This is a genomic window from Streptomyces sp. KR55, from assembly GCF_052245645.1.
In the GTDB taxonomy this organism is placed as follows: Bacteria; Actinomycetota; Actinomycetes; order Streptomycetales; family Streptomycetaceae; genus Streptomyces; species Streptomyces flavusporus.
Genome location: NZ_JBQQCE010000324.1, coordinates 1 through 11,389 on the forward strand (window position 1 = coordinate 1; position 11,389 = coordinate 11,389).

13 protein-coding genes and 4 pseudogenes are annotated in these 11,389 nt (G+C 69.6%); 9 read left to right on the top strand and 8 right to left on the bottom strand.

Annotated features, from left to right (window positions below; all coding sequences use genetic code 11):
* A partial coding sequence (locus ACTWQJ_RS35475; protein WP_443310576.1) for a PepSY domain-containing protein occupies positions 1–462 on the top strand: 462 nt, incomplete at its 5' end.
* Between the two features lie 60 nt (positions 463–522).
* Here ACTWQJ_RS35475 and ACTWQJ_RS35480 read toward each other — a convergent pair.
* The 3 genes and pseudogenes from ACTWQJ_RS35480 to ACTWQJ_RS35490 form a co-directional block, all read right to left on the bottom strand.
* Positions 523–612 (bottom strand): annotated as a pseudogene (locus tag ACTWQJ_RS35480) (tetratricopeptide repeat protein); the annotation flags it as partial.
* A gap of 25 nt (positions 613–637) precedes the next feature.
* Positions 638–1,078 (bottom strand): MarR family winged helix-turn-helix transcriptional regulator, encoded by a 441-nt coding sequence (locus ACTWQJ_RS35485; protein WP_443310577.1) that lies wholly within the window; start codon positions 1,076–1,078, stop codon positions 638–640.
* Positions 1,075–1,569: a MarR family winged helix-turn-helix transcriptional regulator gene (locus ACTWQJ_RS35490; protein WP_443310578.1), complete on the bottom strand. Its 495-nt coding sequence runs from the start codon at positions 1,567–1,569 to the stop codon at positions 1,075–1,077. The genes ACTWQJ_RS35485 and ACTWQJ_RS35490 overlap by 4 nt, the downstream gene beginning before the upstream one ends.
* Before the next feature lie 132 nt (positions 1,570–1,701).
* Here ACTWQJ_RS35490 and ACTWQJ_RS35495 point away from each other — a divergent pair, with 132 nt between their 5' ends.
* Positions 1,702–2,667, top strand: coding sequence for a pirin family protein (locus ACTWQJ_RS35495; RefSeq protein WP_443310579.1), 966 nt, complete (start codon positions 1,702–1,704; stop codon positions 2,665–2,667).
* 338 nt (positions 2,668–3,005) lie between these two features.
* Here the strand turns inward: ACTWQJ_RS35495 and ACTWQJ_RS35500 are convergent.
* Positions 3,006–3,269: pseudogene (locus ACTWQJ_RS35500) on the bottom strand (fumarylacetoacetate hydrolase family protein); the annotation flags it as partial.
* A gap of 338 nt (positions 3,270–3,607) precedes the next feature.
* Between ACTWQJ_RS35500 and ACTWQJ_RS35505 the strand changes: the two are divergent.
* The 3 genes from ACTWQJ_RS35505 (at position 3,608) to ACTWQJ_RS35515 (ending at position 4,832) form a co-directional block, all read left to right on the top strand.
* Complete coding sequence (locus tag ACTWQJ_RS35505; RefSeq protein ID WP_443310580.1) at positions 3,608–4,171, top strand: DUF5994 family protein; 564 nt, start codon at positions 3,608–3,610, stop codon at positions 4,169–4,171.
* 5 nt (positions 4,172–4,176) lie between these two features.
* Positions 4,177–4,380: a hypothetical protein gene (locus ACTWQJ_RS35510; protein WP_443310581.1), complete on the top strand. Its 204-nt coding sequence runs from the start codon at positions 4,177–4,179 to the stop codon at positions 4,378–4,380.
* 119 nt (positions 4,381–4,499) lie between these two features.
* Entirely contained in the window at positions 4,500–4,832 is a 333-nt protein-coding gene (locus tag ACTWQJ_RS35515) for a hypothetical protein (protein ID WP_443310582.1), read from the top strand.
* A 193-nt stretch (positions 4,833–5,025) separates the two neighbouring features.
* Here the strand turns inward: ACTWQJ_RS35515 and ACTWQJ_RS35520 are convergent, their stop codons facing one another.
* Together ACTWQJ_RS35520 and ACTWQJ_RS35525 are read right to left on the bottom strand one after the other, a co-directional pair.
* A complete protein-coding gene (locus tag ACTWQJ_RS35520; protein ID WP_443310589.1) occupies positions 5,026–6,075 on the bottom strand; it encodes a fatty acid desaturase family protein in 1,050 nt (349 codons plus the stop codon).
* A 73-nt stretch (positions 6,076–6,148) separates the two neighbouring features.
* Positions 6,149–7,270, bottom strand: coding sequence for a ferredoxin reductase (locus ACTWQJ_RS35525; protein ID WP_443310584.1), 1,122 nt, complete (start codon positions 7,268–7,270; stop codon positions 6,149–6,151).
* Positions 7,271–7,821: 551 nt separating this feature from the next.
* Between ACTWQJ_RS35525 and ACTWQJ_RS35530 the strand changes: the two genes are divergently transcribed.
* From ACTWQJ_RS35530 to ACTWQJ_RS35540, 3 genes and pseudogenes are all read left to right on the top strand, one after another.
* Complete coding sequence (locus ACTWQJ_RS35530; RefSeq protein WP_443310585.1) at positions 7,822–8,178, top strand: PRC-barrel domain-containing protein; 357 nt, start codon at positions 7,822–7,824, stop codon at positions 8,176–8,178.
* A gap of 216 nt (positions 8,179–8,394) precedes the next feature.
* Positions 8,395–8,616, top strand: coding sequence for a hypothetical protein (locus tag ACTWQJ_RS35535; protein ID WP_443310586.1), 222 nt, complete (start codon positions 8,395–8,397; stop codon positions 8,614–8,616).
* A 120-nt stretch (positions 8,617–8,736) separates the two neighbouring features.
* A pseudogene (locus ACTWQJ_RS35540) lies at positions 8,737–8,892 on the top strand (pirin family protein); the annotation flags it as partial.
* Between the two features lie 25 nt (positions 8,893–8,917).
* Here the strand turns inward: ACTWQJ_RS35540 and ACTWQJ_RS35545 are convergent.
* Together ACTWQJ_RS35545 and ACTWQJ_RS35550 are read right to left on the bottom strand one after the other, a co-directional pair.
* A pseudogene (locus ACTWQJ_RS35545) lies at positions 8,918–9,166 on the bottom strand (SDR family oxidoreductase); the annotation flags it as partial.
* A 56-nt stretch (positions 9,167–9,222) separates the two neighbouring features.
* Positions 9,223–9,924: a TetR/AcrR family transcriptional regulator gene (locus ACTWQJ_RS35550; protein ID WP_443310587.1), complete on the bottom strand. Its 702-nt coding sequence runs from the start codon at positions 9,922–9,924 to the stop codon at positions 9,223–9,225.
* Between the two features lie 110 nt (positions 9,925–10,034).
* Between ACTWQJ_RS35550 and ACTWQJ_RS35555 the strand changes: the two genes are divergently transcribed.
* Positions 10,035–11,243: an FAD-dependent monooxygenase gene (locus ACTWQJ_RS35555; RefSeq protein ID WP_443310588.1), complete on the top strand. Its 1,209-nt coding sequence runs from the start codon at positions 10,035–10,037 to the stop codon at positions 11,241–11,243.
* Positions 11,244–11,389: the final 146 nt, after the last annotated feature.

The following is an 11,389-nucleotide window of genomic DNA, read 5'->3' on the forward strand; positions in this document are numbered from 1 at the left end:
GTGCAGCGCAGCTGGCCCGAGAAGCAGGACTCGGTCGCGATCGACCCGGCCACCGGTGAGGTCACCGACGTGCTGCGGTTCGCCGACTACCCGGTGCTCGCGAAGCTGACCCGCTGGGGCATCGACCTGCACACCGGCGTGCTGTTCGGACTCGTCAACCAGATCACCCTGATGCTCCTGGCGCTGTCCCTGATCCTGCTGATACTGCTGGGCTACCGCATGTGGTGGCAGCGCGGCCGCGGTGCCGCCTTCGGCCGGCCCATTCCGCGGGGTGCCTGGGCCCAGGTGCCGCCGCAGATCCTCGTCCCGCTGCTGGCCGTGGCCGCCGTCGTCGGCTACTTCGTTCCGCTGCTCGGTATCCCGCTGGCCGCGTTCCTCGTCGTGGACGTGATCCTCGGCGAGATCGCACACCGGCGGGGGCGGCGGACGTACGGCAGCCGCAGCGGGACCGCCGCCCGGTAGGCCCGCGCCGGGACGGACGGCGGGCCCGGCCTCTCTCGGGGGGGAGGCCGGGCCCGCTTCGATGTGGGCTTCGGCGCGGCGCAGTTGGGCCGAGTGGGAGTAGGCGCGCGCCGGCAGCAGCCGCGGTCCGGTCTGCTCCGGTACCTCCTCATCCCACTGCTCGCTTTCGGGGTGCCTACTTCGTCATGGCGGCCAGCTCCGCGTTGGCCCGCTCCGTGACCAGGACAAGGACCCGGCCGGCCACCGCCAGGTCCTCCGCCGGGATCCCGGCGTAGATCCGGGCGGAGATCTCCCCGGTCTCGGCGGCGGTCGTTTCGTACAACTTCCGTCCCGCGTCCGTGATCCGCAGCTGGGTCGCCGCCGGTTCGAGCAGCCCCTTGTCGATGAGTTCGTCGACGACGCCATGCACGTCGGCCGGGTCGGCCTTCAGCGACCCGACGACCTGGGCGACCAGGGCGTCGCGCTCGACCGGGGCCTCGGCGACAGCGACCAGCCGGAGGGTCACCGACTGCTGGAAGGTGGCGCCGTAGCGGGCGAGCACGGTCTCGAGGACGGCGCGACCGGCGTAGTGGGCCAGGCCTATGACCCGGCCGTTGACGGTGGGGGTGGTGGTCATGACTGCTCCTGCTGGTGCTCGTCGTGGTCGATGAATGGATCAAGCGGTGCGTCGAGCAAGGTGGCGAGATCGCGCGTGAACTCCCGGGCGCGCGGGCTGTCGAGACCGCCGAGCGGTTCCAGAAGCTGTCCCAACAGTCGGTGTACGACGGTGATGGCCCGGCGTGTGACGTCCCGGCCCTGGTCGGTGAGCGCCAACTGGACGGCACGCGGGTCCTGCGGATCGCGGGTGCGCTCCAGCAGGCCGGCGGTCTCCAGGGCGCGGGCGAGCTTCGACACGTAGAGCGGTTCGAGCCCGGTGTGGTCGGCGAGGCGTCGCTGGCTGGGCCGCAGTCCGGAGTGCTGCATGCCGTACAGCGACGCGACCAACGAGTACTGCGCATGGGTCAGTCCGAGCGGCGCGACCGCGCGGTCGACCGCCACGCGCCACTTCATGGACAGCCGCCAGACCAGGAAACCGGGCGTCGGGCCGCCCTCGGGTGCCTCACTCATGACAGATACGGTACATGGCTATTATATCCATGGCTACTATTTTCTCGCGTTGAGGTGAAGCCACCGACGCCGCCCGGCGGACGGCGCCGTAACCGACTGACGGGAGGTCCCCGGCGGGACTAGGTTGTCGCCATGAGCAATCTTGATCGCGAGGCGGTTCCCGCCGTGTGCGGCGGCCGTGGATTCGTGGTGGCCGAGCCCGTACGCGAACTCCTCAGCCCCCGCCGCGTCAAGCTCGGCGAGTCCAGTGAAGTCCGCCGACTGCTGCCCAACCTGGGCCGCCGCATGGTCGGCGCCTGGTGCTTCGTCGACCACTACGGCCCCGACGACATCGCGGACGAGCCCGGCATGCAGGTGCCGCCCCATCCGCACATGGGACTGCAGACGGTGAGCTGGCTGCACGAGGGCGAGGTGCTGCACCGCGACTCCACCGGCAGCCTCCAGACGATCCGCCCGCGCGAACTGGGACTCATGACCTCCGGCCGGGCGATCAGCCACTCCGAGGAGAGCCCGAAGCCCCACGCCCGCTTCCTGCACGGCGCCCAGCTCTGGGTCGCGCTGCCGGACGGTCACCGCCACACCGACCCCCGCTTCGAGCACCACGCCGACCTGCCGGTCGTCACGGCACCGGGCCTGCAGGCCACGCTCATCCTCGGTGACCTCGACGGCGCCACCTCGCCCGGCACGACGTACACCCCGATTGTCGGCGCCGACCTCGCCCTGGCCCGCGGCACGGACGTGCGCCTGCCGCTGGAGCCGGACTTCGAGTACGCCGTCCTGTCCATGTCCGGCGAGGCCCACGTGGACGGGGTGCCGGTCCTGCCGGGCTCGATGCTCTACCTCGGCTGCGGACGCAGCGAACTGCCTCTGCGCGCCGAGTCGGACGCGGGGCTGATGCTCCTGGGCGGTGAGCCGTTCGAGGAGGAGCTCATCATGTTCTGGAACTGGATCGGACGGTCCCAGGAGGAGATCGCACAGGCCCGCGAGGACTGGATGACGGGTACCCGGTTCGGGGAAGTGAAGGGCTACGACGGAGATCCACTGCCCGCCCCCGAGCTTCCGCCGATGCCGCTGAAACCGCGCGGAAGAGTGCGCTGACCCGCGAGAGATACGGTAGCGGCTGAGAAGGCAGGAACCTGCGGGGTCCTGCCTCCGAGTCTTCCGCCCGCTTGCGGGGTAGCGGCGGTCCCGGCTGCGTGTCTGGGGCGAGGCACGGGCGATTCCACGGTGTGGCTGTATGCGGGCGGCTCTGGTCAGCCTTTTGCTGACCCAATGCTGACTTTGCTGACAGTTCATCAGGTGGCGATGAGAGTCTGTTCCCGCAGTTGCGGAGCCCCAGGAACGTTTGCTGGTCCGGCGGTTGCCCGACGGTTGCTGACTCGGGGCGCGCTCCGGTTCGTCGGAGCCGGAGCACGAGGCTTTCGTGGTGTGGCGTTGTTGACCTCGGTGGTGAGCGCCAGGCGCAGGAAGCCGTCGGTGTCGCGGTACGGCTCCGGCTCGTCGGCGGTGACGAGGTACGGGCCGAGGGCGGTGTCCTTGCCCTTGCAGGGGCCGAGGCCGACCTTCATCTCCGCCGACTGCAGATCGCGGGCCGACCTGTCGTTGAAGACGGTGTAGCCGACGATGTGGTCGCGGGCCTGTTCCGAGGTGAGGTCGCGGCCCTCCCGGCCGATGACCGCGCCCACCTCCAGCTCGAAGTCCTTCCCCGGCTCCGGTCGACTCCGGGCGCATCAAGGCAGCCGTCCTACTCGGCGCACTGCTCGCCGCGGGCGTGGCCGCGCTGCTGGTCAAGCGCCGTAATCGCGTTCCAGGACTTGACCGTGCTCCGTGCTCCGTGTGCCGGCCCACGGGCTCGTCCGCGAGTCCGAACACGGCCGCACTACTGAGAAAACGCTGGTCACGGGGACGTACGTGCCCGTGAACCCGAGTAGTGTGAAGTCACCGGGAGTAGTTCGCACACCGGCTCCCGTGCCGGTGTCGTTCCCGGCGAGCAACAACATCGGGCAGTCGATGACGAGCCCGAGGGCAGGTTCGCGCCATGACCATGACTACTGAGCGCATGATGACTGATGAGCGCGTCCCCTCGTCACCGGCCCGCTTGTCCCTGGCACCCGCGGGCGCGCCACCAGGTCTCCTGGACGGCGCCTGGTGGCCGCGGTCCCGGGACCTTTTCCACGAGTTGCCCGCTCTGACAGACAGGCTGGACGGGTGCTGGGGCCGGATCACCCGCGTCACGGTGAACCCGACCCACTGGCCGGTGATCCCTCCGAAGGTGCCCGTCACCGGGCACACGGTGCACGTGGGCTGGTTCATGGATGAGCAGGACCCACACAAACTGATACTGCTCTCCTACACCGCCGGACGCTGGGACCTGCTGGTGATCCCACCGGAAACCAGTGCGGCCTCCGCCGCCCGGCTGATGTCCGCCGCAGCCACCCCGGGAAGCCTCCTTACCGCCAGCAGGCTGATGGCCGACGAGGACGCGATCCGCGACGCGGCTGAGGACCGCGGCCAGGAATCGGAGTGGGACACCGAAGGCGGGGCCGCGCCCCCGCCGCTCAGGCACCCGATCGGGCACCTGACCCCCGCCCAAGAGAGGTGAGGACAGTGGAGACCCTCATCACCACTGCGGTGATCCTCGCCGTGATCGCTCTGGGAGTTCTGCTGATCCATCTGCTCAATGCCCAGCCCGACCAAAGGATCGCGGCCTTCCGCTACAGCGATGTCCTGCCGGTGCGCGGCGGCCGGAGCCGGAAGCGCCGGCCGCCAGCCAGGGGTTCCGCCGGACACCACGACGGGGACCACGGATGACACTGACTCTTCTCTGACCGGGGGCGGTGGGTGCGACGCCGAGGCGGCGCGCCCACCGGCACGCCACCCGGATCCCTCCCCTGTCACCTGGACGAACCACCTGGACGAACGAGGACACCATGAAACCAGCGGAATCAGTGCCCTCGGCCGGACACGCCGAGGTTCGCATCGTCGCTGCGTCCCCGGAGACGGCACGCCAGATCGCGGAGGTTCTCCGGCGTTGCTTCGCCTCCACAGAACAACGCAGCTATCCCGTAGGCCGCGATGGCGGAACCCGTCTCCATCTCACCGTCGACGCCACCCACGCCGCAGAGCCCGCCCGCTCCTGGCTGTTGTCAAGTGAGTCGTCGGATGACGACCGAACGCAGTCGGACGAGGTTGAGGCACCGGTCGCAAGGGTGCGCGGCTGCGGCAGGGCGCCAGCCGCCCCGGATAGCCCAACTGCGCGATGACCTCAGAATCCACGAGGAGGACCTGGCTGCGGCGTGCACGTATCTGGCAAGAGCTCCTTCGGTATCGGGGGTCTACTACCTCATCTCCGGGGCGGCGGACGTCGTCACATCCCAGTGCAGCAGAGCGGTGCATGGAGGCGGCGACGAAAGGCCTCGCCTCCGCCCCCCCCGGAGCCGTCCCGGCGCTCGTGACCTATGAGCCCGGCAGCGCCATGCGCCAGATGCGTGCCCAGACGGAGGTGTACTGCCGTACGAGCCGCCCCGTCGTGTAGGAGATGCCGTATTTCTCGCACAGTGCGCGCACCCGCGGGGCGATCTCGGCGTAGCGGTTGCTGGGCAGATCGGGGAAGAGGTGGTGCTCGATCTGGTGGCTGAGGTTGCCGGTGAGGATGTGAAAGGCCGGGCTGCCCTCGATGTTGGCGGAGCCGAGGGCCTGGCGCAGGTACCACTCGCCGCGGGTCTCGCCATCGATCTCGTCCTCGGTGAAGGACTTCGCGCCGTCGGGGAAGTGGCCGCAGAAGATGACGGTGTGCGCCCAGAGATTACGGGCCGTGTTGGCGGTGAGGTTGCCGAGCAGGCACGGCAGGGCCGAGGGACCGGCCAGCAGCGGGAAGAGCAGGTAATCCTTGGCGGCCTGCCGGGCGGCTTTGCGGAGCATGCCGGTCAGGTCGCGGAGGAAGACGTGCGGCGGTTTGCGGCCGTCGAGGACGGCGTCGTGTTCCAGGTCGTAGAGGGCGATGGTCCATTCGAAGACCGGGGCGATCGCGGCCGCGTAGAAGGGCTGGGCCAGGTGGACGGGGCGCCAGGGCTGGTCCGGGCTCATACGGAGAATGGTGTAGCCGAGGTCGCGGTCGCGGCCGACGACATTGGTCCAGGTGTGGTGGAGGTCGTTGTGGGTGTGCTTCCACGCCGCGGAGGGGGTGAGGAAGTCCCATTCCCAGGTGGTGGAGTGGATGGCCGGGTCCCTCATCCAGTCCCACTGGCCGTGCAGGATGTTGTGGCCCAGCTCCATGTTCTCCAGCACCTTGGCCACGGTGAGCATGGCGGTGCCGGCCAGCCAGGCCGGCGGCAGCAGGGAGACGGCGAGCGCGGCACGCCCGCCGGCCTCCAGACCGCGCTGTACGGCGATGAGCCTGCGGATGTAGCGGACGTCGTCGGCACCGCGGTCCGCGAGGACCTCGCGGCGCAGGGAGTCCAGCTCGCGCCCGAAGGATTCCACGTCGGTGGGCGCCTCGGCTGTGATGGATCGGACGGCTTGCAGAGTCATGGGGATCGCCTCTCGCTACGGTGGCTGTACGGGACCGGGTTCGCGGATCTCACAGGTCGATGGCGACGGTGCCGACGACCGCCGAAACACAGGTCTGGACGAGTTCGCCGGGCTCACCGGTGACGTCACCGGTACGGAGGTCACGCACCCGCCCCGACACGAGAGGGCTCACGCAGCTGAAGCAGATGCCCATGCGGCAACCGCTCGGCATGAGGACTCCGGCGGCCTCGCCCGCCGCCAGCAGCGGCGTGTCCGGACCGGCGTCCGTCTCGACGCCGCTGCGGACGAAGCACACCCGGCCCGGTGCGCCGTCACCGGCCGGTGGAAGCGGGGCCGCGGCTCGGAAGCGTTCGAGGCGCAGCCGGTGCCCAAGACCTTCGCGCTGCCAATGCCGCTGGAAGGACTCGAGCATCGCGTCGGGGCCGCAGATCCAGGTGTCCCGCTCGCGCCAGTCCGGGCACAGTGCGGTCAGCCGGTCCGGGGTGAGTCGCCCGGCCGGGCGGGTGTGGTGCTCGTACAACCGGAACCACGGGAGCCCGGCATGCAGGTCGCGCAGCTCAGCCCCGAAGACGGTCTGTTCGGCGTCCGGCGCGCTGTGCACCATCGCCACGTCCACTTCCGCCGTGTCGCGCCGCCCGACACGGACGGCCAGAGCCCGCAGCATGCTCATCGCCGGTGTGACCCCGATGCCCGCGGTGAGCAGCAGCACCTTCCGGGGCAGCGCCCCGTCCGGCAGGACGAACTCCCCTTGCACCGGGCCGAGCCGCAGCACGGTGCCGGGGCGCACGTGGCGCGCCAGGTGCGTCGAAACCCGGCCGTCCACAAGCGCCTTGACGGTGATGGCGAACGGCTCGCCGGGGCGCCGCCCAGGGGCCGAGGAGATCGTGTAAGTGCGCCAGTTGAGCACCCCGTCGACCTCTGCGCCGATCGACACGTACTGCCCCGGCCGGTGCCCGGACCAGCCACGTCCTGGCCGGATCAGCAGGGTGGTGGCCTCCGAGGTCTCCGGCTGCACGGCCTGCACCCGCCCGGCCGGCCACCGTGCCGACAGCAGAGGATCGAGCAGTGCAAGATAATCATCCGGCAGGAGCGGAGTGGTCAACCGGCTCGTGGCCCGGTGCGCAAGCCGCCCTGCCTGGCCGTGCAGGGCGGCGAGGAGAGACGGGGCCATGCTCTGAAACCTTTCGTTCGCCCGGTCGCAGGGTTCGATCGTCGTCGGTCCGGCCTCGGTCTCGCTTCGACCAGATTGCCTACGGTTACGTATCCGTAGATTAAAGGGCGAAACCAGACAATGCAGCGGCACCGGTACCGGAACGCTCGGAGGGTGCGGACCCACCGCGGGGGCCACCCGGCGAGCCGTTCGGAACGTCGTGGTGGCCGCCTTCACCGAGGCTGGCGAGGCCGCCCACGAGCGCGCCGACGTACTCCGCTGTGAGTAGTGCGTACGACTGTGGACACCACGCACGCCGCCGAGCCCACTCGGTCCTGGCTGTCCTCCAGCAGGTCGTCGGCCGACGACCTGTCCGCACATGGACGAGCCGTGACGTTCCGGATCGGCGGGCCAGCCCTCGGGCCCGGTCACTCGCAGCGCGGCTGCCGCGTGGCAGCCGACGGCGCACCGGGGCAGGCTGGAGGGCGCAGGGTGACCGTCCGGGGCTCGTAAGCCCCTCTTGCTGCCGTGGGCGGCCACTCCGACCACGGTCTGTCCAGGGAGCGGAACGCATGATTCAGCCAGCCGACATCCGTGAATGGCGCGACCACGACGTCGTCGACCCGAAGGGACACAAGATCGGCGCGTTGGAAGCGGTCTACGTGGACACCACCACCGACGAACCGGCCATGGCCACTGTCCGGACGGGGCTGCCCACTCGCCAGCGCCTTGTGTTCGTCCCGCTCGACGAGGCGATCGTCGGCCCGGACTACCTCAAGGTCGCGTACTCCAAGGGGCAGGTACGGAAAGCTCCGTCCATCGGCACGGACGGCGTACTGCCCGCCGAGGACGAACCAGCGATCTTCCAGCACTACGGCATGACCTACCGCCCCGGCACCAAAGGCGAGCGGCAACTCGCACGCCGCTGAACCGGCCGCCACACCCGAGGAGGCACTCGCACGATGGCGATCTTCCTCTCGTCCTCGTCGCCGTCGTACTGGGGCTCATGGGCGCCGTCACCGAAGGCCTGCTGTATCTGCTGATGATCGGCATCGTCCTCCTCGTGGCGGACGTGGCGTACTTCGGCGCCCGTCTGTTCATGCGGCCTCGCCGACGACCCGTCCAGGAGGTGCATACTGGCGACAATGAGAAAATCAGAGGTAACAAGGCGTCATCTGCCCACCAGCCCCTTCAAGGCCCCTGTCACGCCACCTCTCAAGAGGTTCGTTGCAGGAAACCGGGTCACACATGATGTGTACGGCCTCGGCCGGGTGACCGCTGTTGAGGACGGGATCGCGGTGCTGGTTGACTTCGGCGGGCTGCAGGTACGGGTCACCAGTCCCTACGCCAAGCTGACCGTTCTGTGAGACCTCCTGCTCCCGGTCGAGGAGCAGCAGATGATCTTACACTCTTTGGCATCAGTACAGCCCCCTTCTCTCCAACACCTTGCTCGCCACTCCCGCAGCGCAGGGAGACCCTCCATCCGGAACTGGATCGGACGGTCCCAGGGGGAGATCGCACAGGCTCGCGAGGACTGGATGACCGGTACCCGGTTCGGGGAGGGGAAGGGGTACGACGGGGATCCGCTGCCTGCCCCGGAGCTTCCGCCTGTGCCGCTGAAACCGCGAGGACGAGTGCGCTGACCTGCGTGCCGCCCGGCCAGTCGCTTCATGCTCCGGCCTCCGGGCGCAGCACGTCGGAGACGGACTTGAGGCCGCCGTGCGCGGTGGGGCCGCCGTCGACGGGGATCTCGGCGCCCGTGATGAAGGACGCGTCGTCGGCCAGGGGAAAGACGAGGAGCGGGGTCACCTCGTCGACGGTGCCGGTGCGGCCGAGTGGTGTCTCGCGCAGGTTCGCCGCGCGGAACGCCGGAGCGGCCGAGGCCGTCATCTCGGTCTCGATGTAGCCGGGGCGCACGGGCGCCAGGGCGGCGAGGGCGTCACGCGTTCCCTCCAGGGGACCGTGTGCTGGGGTCAGTTTCGGGTGGCGGCTGGGCGCTTTCGGGGTCTGAGCTGGGCTGTGGTCGGTCGGTCGGGCGCGGCGGCGGCGACCAGTTGGTCGATGCCGTCTTCCAGCGCGTCGACCACATCGGGGACCGCCGCCTCGACGGCACCCTGGTCGACGTCCTCGCGGTCATAGCTGGACGACACGAGGCGTTCCACGGCGTCCAGAAGCAGGTCTCGCCCATCGGGATCGGCGAAGCCCCTCACGAGTGCACCGCCCAGGACTGCCTCGATCCCCATGACGATCTCGTCGTCGGCCACCTCGCGGACCAGGTGGTGGGCGCGCATGACGGCCAGAACCCTGTACAGCGCCCGGGTCGGCGGCTCAAAGCGGCCGGGCGGCCCTATGGGCTGGTCGACCACCAGCGGGGCCATGTCCGGATTGTCCAGGCTGGCCGCGATCTCACGCCGGATGACGGTGCCCAGGCGCAGGAGGGACGGATCGTTGCGGAGGTCGTCCGCGAGTACGGCGAAATGCCCGGCGAGCTCGAGCTGGAGAACGGCATCCCGCAGGCGTGCCTTGGACGGCCAGTAAAGGAAGACCGTCCCCTTTCCGACGCCCGCGCGAGCCGCGATGTCGTCGACCGTCGTGCGCTCCGCGCCGGTCTCACGGAACTGTGCCCTGGCCGCAGCCAGGATCGCTTCCGCTCGGTCCTGTGCCGGACGTGCCACGCCGTCTCTCCTCTCGTCTGCCTGCATGGTAGCTGCCTCCGCCGGTTTTTGACTGACAGCTTTTTTGTAGTCAATAATGGTGACCTCGGCATCCACAGGAGAGGACCGACATGAACAAGCCGCGCGCCCTCGTCGTGGGCATGGGCATCGGAGGCCTGGCCACGGCACTGCGCCTGCATGACATCGGCTGGGACACCCTGCTCGTAGAACGCGCCCCCGAACGCCGTTCCTCCGGATACTTCATCGGGCTCTTCGGCACCGGCCGCGCCGCCGCGCAGCGGCTGGGCGTGCTCGACGCGATCGGCAACCGGTACGACGCCACAAGCACGACCTACGACATCGACCGGGAAGGTCGCCGTCGCCGGCCGGGCCTGGGCTACGGTGACCTTCCCGGTTCCCCCCACCTGGTCCTCCGGGGCGACATCGAGGCCGCCCTCTACGACGCCGTCGAGCCCCTGACCGAGATGCGGTTCTCCACGACGCCACTGGCCATCGATGAGGGCCCCGAGGGCGTCGACGTCACGCTGCGTACGACAGCGGGCGCCACCGTCGACACCACCGAGCGGTTCGACCTCGTCGTGGGAGCCGACGGCCTGCGCTCCACGGTGCGCCGCCTGGCCTTCGGCCCGGACACCGACTACCTCCAGCCCCTCCACCACATCATCGGCGCCACGGTCCTCAAGAGCCCCGTACCCGGGTACCGGCCCACCGACGGCCTCGTCCTCGCCGAGCCGGGCCGCTCCGCCTGGGTCTTCCCGTTCGCCGACCATCAGCCGACCGTGCTGTTCAACTACCGCACCGACGACGAGGACGCCGAGTTCCGGCGCCCGCCCATCGAGTCACTGCGCCGCGCCTTCGGCCCCGAACCGACCGGAGCCGTGCTGGAGAACCTCCTCCAGCAGTTCGAGGAGGCCGATGACTTCCTCTTCGACTCAACTCACCAGGTACTGATGCCCACCTGGCACACCGACCGCGTCGTCCTCCTCGGCGACGCGGCCTGGTGCCTGACCCTCTACTCGGGCATGGGTGCCTCCACCGCCCTGGCCGGCGCCGACCTGCTCGGCACCAGCCTGCAGCGCAATCCCGGCAACCCCGCCCGGGCGCTGCGCGAGTGGGAGCAGAAGCTGCGGCCCTTCATGGCCACCCACCAGGAGATCGGCCGCAAGGACCTGGTGATGTTCGTTCCCCAGACACCCCGGGACAAGGCGACCCGTACCCTCACGCAGAATCTGCTGGGCAATCCGGTCGGCAAGCGGGCGATGAAGGCCCTCACCGCCAGGAAGTTCCAGGACAAGTTGATCGACATCGCCGCGGCCTGACCGGCCCGTCAGACCTCACAGCATGAGTCGGTCGATGGTGATCGGGAGGGAGCGGATGCGGCGGCCGGTGGCGTGGAAGACGGCGTTGCCGATGGCCGCGGCCAGGCCGACCAGGCCGACTTCGCCGACTCCCTTGGTGCCCACCG

Excerpts from the sequence above, each read along its gene's own strand:
- ACTWQJ_RS35485 (WP_443310577.1), bottom strand. The coding sequence starts at position 1,078 with ATGACCACCACCCCCACCGTCAACGGCCGGGTCATAGGCCTGGCCCAC.
- ACTWQJ_RS35490 (WP_443310578.1), bottom strand. The coding sequence starts at position 1,569 with ATGAGTGAGGCACCCGAGGGCGGCCCGACGCCCGGTTTCCTGGTCTGG.
- ACTWQJ_RS35495 (WP_443310579.1), top strand. The coding sequence starts at position 1,702 with ATGAGCAATCTTGATCGCGAGGCGGTTCCCGCCGTGTGCGGCGGCCGT.
- ACTWQJ_RS35505 (WP_443310580.1), top strand. The coding sequence starts at position 3,608 with ATGACCATGACTACTGAGCGCATGATGACTGATGAGCGCGTCCCCTCG.
- ACTWQJ_RS35515 (WP_443310582.1), top strand. The coding sequence starts at position 4,500 with ATGAAACCAGCGGAATCAGTGCCCTCGGCCGGACACGCCGAGGTTCGC.
- ACTWQJ_RS35525 (WP_443310584.1), bottom strand. The coding sequence starts at position 7,270 with ATGGCCCCGTCTCTCCTCGCCGCCCTGCACGGCCAGGCAGGGCGGCTT.
- ACTWQJ_RS35530 (WP_443310585.1), top strand. The coding sequence starts at position 7,822 with ATGATTCAGCCAGCCGACATCCGTGAATGGCGCGACCACGACGTCGTC.
- ACTWQJ_RS35535 (WP_443310586.1), top strand. The coding sequence starts at position 8,395 with ATGAGAAAATCAGAGGTAACAAGGCGTCATCTGCCCACCAGCCCCTTC.
- ACTWQJ_RS35555 (WP_443310588.1), top strand. The coding sequence starts at position 10,035 with ATGAACAAGCCGCGCGCCCTCGTCGTGGGCATGGGCATCGGAGGCCTG.